The 3,683-nt window shown below is 73.2% G+C and carries 3 protein-coding genes; 2 read left to right on the top strand and 1 reads right to left on the bottom strand.

Features of this window, described 5'->3' with window-relative positions; all coding sequences use genetic code 11:
- Nucleotides 1–409, top strand: a 409-nt coding sequence (locus KPL57_RS64675; RefSeq protein ID WP_226359399.1) for a M23 family metallopeptidase, incomplete at its 5' end; no start/stop codon positions are given.
- A 24-nt stretch (nucleotides 410–433) separates the two neighbouring features.
- Here the strand turns inward: KPL57_RS64675 and sthA are convergent.
- Nucleotides 434–1,915 (bottom strand): Si-specific NAD(P)(+) transhydrogenase, encoded by a 1,482-nt coding sequence (sthA, locus tag KPL57_RS64670; protein ID WP_226359400.1) that lies wholly within the window; start codon nucleotides 1,913–1,915, stop codon nucleotides 434–436.
- Between the two features lie 228 nt (nucleotides 1,916–2,143).
- Here sthA and KPL57_RS64665 point away from each other — a divergent pair, with 228 nt between their 5' ends.
- Nucleotides 2,144–3,550 carry a DUF4192 domain-containing protein gene (locus KPL57_RS64665; RefSeq protein ID WP_226359398.1) on the top strand — a complete coding sequence of 469 codons (1,407 nt, stop codon included), beginning with the start codon at nucleotides 2,144–2,146 and terminating at the stop codon, nucleotides 3,548–3,550.
- The last annotated feature ends 133 nt before the right edge of the window (nucleotides 3,551–3,683 follow it).

The following is a 3,683-nucleotide window of genomic DNA, read 5'->3' as shown; positions in this document are numbered from 1 at the left end:
CGCGAAGGCCCCCGCGATCTCGATCGGAGGCGGCATCAAGATGATCTCCGGGCCGGTCACGTCCGGGTTCGGCGGTCGCTGGGGGACCACCCACCAGGGCATGGACATCGCCGCGCCGATCGGCACGCCGATCCACGTGCCCGAGGGCGGCACCGTGATCAGCGCAGGCCCGGCCAGCGGCTTCGGCCTGTGGGTCCGCGTCCAGCACCCCGACGGCACGATCACCGTCTACGGGCACATCAACCGGTTCTTCGTGAAGGTCGGGCAGAAGGTCAACGCGGGCGACGTCATCGCCGAGACCGGCAACCGCGGCCAGACCACCGGCCCGCACCTGCACATCGGCGTGATGGTCGGCGGCAAGTACGTCGACCCGAAGCCGTGGCTCGACCAGCACGGCATCGGGTACTGACGCGTCAGCGGGCGCTGACGTCGCTCACCCCGTGATCTCGGCCCCCGCGTCGGTGGGCTCGGGAGCGGGCCCCGGCTCCGCGCTGACGGTGGCCACCCGCTCGCCCGTGAGCTGCGCGAGCGCCCGCATCTTGTTCGTGACGTCCAGCGCCGCGACCTTGTACGCCTCGGAGAGCGTCGGGTAGTTGAGCACGGTGTCGACCAGGTAGTCGACCGTGCCGCCGCAGCCCATGATCGCCTGCCCGATGTGCACGAGGTCGGTGGCGCCCGACCCGAACACGTGGGTGCCCAGCAGCTTCCCGTCCTCGGTCGAGACGAGCAGCTTCAGCATCCCGTACGAGTCGCCGACGATCGCGCCGCGCGCGAGCTCCTTGTACCGCGACACCCCCACCTCGTAGGGCACCGCCGCCGAGGTCAGCTCGGCCTCGGTGCGGCCGCAGTAGGAGATCTCCGGGATCGTGTAGATGCCGATCGGCTGCAGCTCCTGCAGGTCGCGCACCGGCTCGCCGAACGCGTGGCAGGCGGCGATGCGCCCCTGGTCCATGCTCGTCGCGGCGAGCGCCGGGAAGCCGATGACGTCGCCGACGGCGAAGACGTGCGGCACCGACGTGCGGTACTGCTTGTCGACCGTGATCCGGCCCCGCTTGTCGGCCTCGATGCCCGCCTTGTCGAGGTCCAGCGCGTCGGTCACGCCCTGGCGGCCCGCCGAGTACATGACCATGTCCGCGGCGATGCGCTTGCCGCTGGCCAGGCTCGTCACCGTGCCGTTCGGCGCGACCTCCACGGAGGCCACCTCCTCGCCGAAGCGGAACGTCACGCCCTGGTCGCGCAGGTGGAACTTGAGCGACTCGACGACCTCGGGGTCGCAGAAGTCGAGCATCTGCGGCCGCTTCTCCACGACCGTCACCTTGGTGCCGAGCGCGGCGAACATCGACGCGTACTCGATGCCGATGACACCGGCGCCGACCACGACGAGCGATCCCGGCACCCGCTTCAGCGCCAGAACGCCGTCGGAGTCGATGACGTGGTCGTCGTCGAACTGGACGGTGGAGGGGCGCGCGGGGCGCGTGCCGGTGGCGATCACGATGTTCGCGGCCGTCACGGTGCTGTGGTCGCCGCGGTGCTCGCCTTCGACGACCACCGTGTGGTCGTCGGTGAAGCGCGCGGTGCCGGTGAGGATGTCGACGTGGTTGCGCAGCAGCTGGTTGCGCACCACCTCGACCTCCTGACCAACCACGTGCTGGCAGCGGGCGAGCAGGTCGGCGATGGTGATCTCGGACTTGACCCGGTAGCTGGCGCCGTACATCTCCCGTTGGGCGAACCCGGTCAGGTACAGCACGGCCTCGCGCAGCGTCTTCGACGGGATCGTGCCGGTGTTGACGCAGACGCCGCCCATCATCGACCGGCGTTCGGCGACGGCCACCTTCTTCCCGAGCTTGGCCGCGGCGATCGCCGCCTTCTGGCCACCCGGTCCGGAGCCGATCACCAGCAGGTCGTAGTCGTGCATCAGGCCTCCGTCGAGGAGATGGTGGGGGTCGCAGGACAGCGTCGTGGTCGTGGCCGTCCGCGGCAAGCCGCGCAGGCTAACTCCGTGGTACGACAGTTCGACGGATCGGCGACGAACCGTCCACACCGGGCACCCCCGTCACCCGTTCGCGCGCCGTCCCGACCCACCTGTCCACAGCCCGCTCCGTCACCCCGGCCCGCTGTCGCACCTCCGGTCCATCCTGCGGTCATGCCTCTCCACCACCCCCGTCCCGCTGCCCGCAACCTGTCGCCGATGGTCGTCCGGCGCCCGCCCAGCAGCCGTCCCGTCCAGGGCGGAGCACCTGCGGGCCCCGCCGAGTTCACGGCGCACGCCGTCGGTGATCTCGTCGCCGCACTGCCGGCTCTGCTCGGTTTCCACCCCGAGGAGTCCGCCGTGCTGGTGTCGACGCGGACGGGAGGAGGAGCGCGCGGAGACGGCCGCCGACGAGTCGGTCTCGTGGTCCGCGGCGACCACCCACCGCCGTCGGAGTGCGCGGCGCCGCCACCGTGCGCGGCGGCGGAGCTGCTCGCCGACGGGCTCATGCACGATCCACCCGAGCTGGCCGTCGTCGTGCTCGTCGGCGGCGAGCCACCCGGCCCACCGAGCGGCGTCGACCGCTACCGGGCGCTCGCCGAGCACCTGCGCGTCGCGCTCGACGCCCGCGGCGTGCCCGAGCACGTCGTGGTGTGGGCGGCGGGCACCCGGGCGGGCGACCGGTGGTCGTGCCTCGGCGCGTGCGCGTGCACCGGCGAGGTGCCGAACGCCGCAGCGGCCGAGGTCGCGGCAGGTGCCGCGGTGACCGGTACCGTCGTGTACGCCGACCGGGCAGAGCTGCGCGCCCTCGTCACGCCCACCGACCCCGCAGCGGTGCGTCGGCGCGAGCGCAGGCTCGCCGAGCTCGTGGGGGAGGCGGGTCGCGCGGGGGCCGAGGAGGTCTCGCCGCCCGTGGTGTCCGACCCGACCGAGGGCACGCTCCTGCTGGAGGGTGCGATCGGCGAGGCGACGAGCGATGGCGTCCGGCTGGACGACTCCCGGGTGATCGCGCTGGTCACGGCGCTCGCCCTGCGTCCGGTGCGGGACGCGATGCTCTACCTCATGGCGTCGCACGGCCGGTCCGACACCTCGGCCGCGGCGGCCGAGCAGCTCTGGGCCGCGCTCACCCGCGAGGCGCCCGACCCCGAGGCGGCCGAGCCGGCCGCGCTGCTCGCCGCGTCGGCGCTGCTGCGCGGCGACGGCGCGCTCGCGAACGTCGCGCTCGACCGCGCCGAGCAGGCGTGGCCGGGGCACCAGTTCGCCCGGATGCTGAGAGCGATCGTCGAGCGCGGGATCCGTCCGGACGTCTTCCGGACCGCCTGCTCTTCGAAGCGGAAGACCGGTGAGCGCCCCGACCGGCACGACGGTGCACCAGGCGGGGCAGCTGCTCACGTCCAGCGGCCGCGGGCTGCGTCGCACCGCGGGACGTGCTCGATCAGGGCGGAGCGCCGCGACCGCGGCCGGACCACCCGTGAGCGGGTCAGCTCGCGCGCACCAGCACCGCGTGCGCGATCAGCGGAGCGACGGTCGAGGGCTCGGTGCCCGCGCCCGCCACGGGCACGGCGTCGCCGAACCGCGTGATCGCCGAGACCTGCACCCCCTGACGGGCACGATGCCCGCGCTCTTGAGGTCGCCATCAGGTCGGCGTCGTTCTGCACGTGCTCGGCGATGCGCCGGACCTCGACGGAGCCCCCGCCGCGGCGGGCGAACTCGT

The sequence above is a fragment of the Pseudonocardia sp. ICBG601 genome, assembly GCF_020496245.1.
Note: the sequence above shows the minus strand (reverse complement) of the source record. Positions and strands in the feature narration are given on the sequence as shown.